The following is a 1,381-nucleotide window of genomic DNA, read 5'->3' on the forward strand; positions in this document are numbered from 1 at the left end:
AGACCCGGTTCGCCGCAGGCATCGCAGCCCTCTACTCGAGCGTCCCCACAAGCTTTTGCTCCATTGGGACGCCCTTATCTACGGATTAGGTTCGCCGGGTCGTTCAAGCTGCCGCGGTGAGGGGGCGACCGCCCCAGCGGATGCCTCTTTCGCTGCGGATGCGGGCGCGTTCCTTGCGTTCGGCGGCCAGGACGTCGCGGTGGCGGGCGTTGGCGTTGCGCCAGTGGAGGTAGGCGTGCAGGGCCCGGGTCTGCACGGTGTGGTTGGGATGGTTGGAGTTGGCGAGGGTGAACTGCCTCAGCGGTCCGAAGTGGGCCTCGATGGGGTTCGCCCACGAGGCGTAGGTCGGGGTGAAGCACAGCTCGACCTTGTTCTTCTTCACCCAGTGGCGGATGTCGGTGCCCTTGTGGGCTGAGAGGTTGTCCAGGATCACGTAGATCGGGGCGCCGTCGGGGCGGGCGGCGCGGATCGACTTCAGCGCGGCCAGCGTGTTCCCGGCGCTCTTCCTGCGCCGGTTGGCACCCCACAGACGGTCGTCGCCGACCGAGTAACAGCCATGGAAATAGCGCACTCCGTGGGTGCGGTGATATGTGGCGGGCAGCCGGTCGGGGCGCTTCTGGGTGGCCCAGCCCGAGCCCGCGGTGGGCCGGATGCCGAGCGGGCCGAACTCGTCGAAGGCGAACACCCGGTCAGGGAAGCGGTCCAGGACCTCCTCGATCCGGTCCAGCTTCGCCTCGCGGTCCGGGTCTGGAGACTCCTTCCACGTCTTGGTGCGCTGGAAGGTCACGCCCCGACGGGCAAGCAGGCCGCGTAACGCCTCACGACCGATGCGGATCACCCGGCCGTGTAATTTCCGCAGGTAGGCGACGAGTTTGCGCAGCGACCAGCGGGTGAAGGGCTGGCCGAGCTTGGTGGGGCGGGTGGTGGCCGTCTGGACGACGAAGTCCTCGTCATCACGGTTGAGCAGGCGGGGACGGCCTCCCGCCCATCGAGGGTCCAGGCAGGCCAGGCCGATTTCGTTGAACCGGTGGATTACATCGCGCACGGTGCCCTCGTCGGCCTGCACCAGCTGGGCGATCACCGGCCCACGATTGCCGCCGGCCGAGGCCAGCAGCATCATCGCGCGGCGGTAGCGCACCGAGTTGGTGCTGCCCCGGCGCACGATCTGCTGCAGCTTCTGCCCCTCCTGGTTTGTCAGTCTGCGCACACGGACAGGCTCGGCCACCGCACCTCCATCAGTCGGATCGGACGTCACCGCACATCCAACCGCCACGACCCCCGACCCCGCGAACCTAATCCGTAGATAAGGGCGTCCCAATGGAGCAAAAGCTTGTGGGGACGCTCGAGTAGAGGGCTGCGATGCCTGCGGCGAACCGGGTCT

At 67.6% G+C, this 1,381-nt stretch carries 1 protein-coding gene; it reads right to left on the bottom strand.

The features are described 5' to 3' along the window. Positions 1–103 precede the first annotated feature (103 nt). Positions 104–1,225 carry an IS630 family transposase gene (locus ACZ4W9_RS40300; RefSeq protein ID WP_467944222.1) on the bottom strand — a complete coding sequence of 374 codons (1,122 nt, stop codon included), beginning with the start codon at positions 1,223–1,225 and terminating at the stop codon, positions 104–106. Positions 1,226–1,381: the final 156 nt, after the last annotated feature.

The sequence above is a fragment of the Streptomyces sp. NPDC029296 genome, from assembly GCF_055569255.1.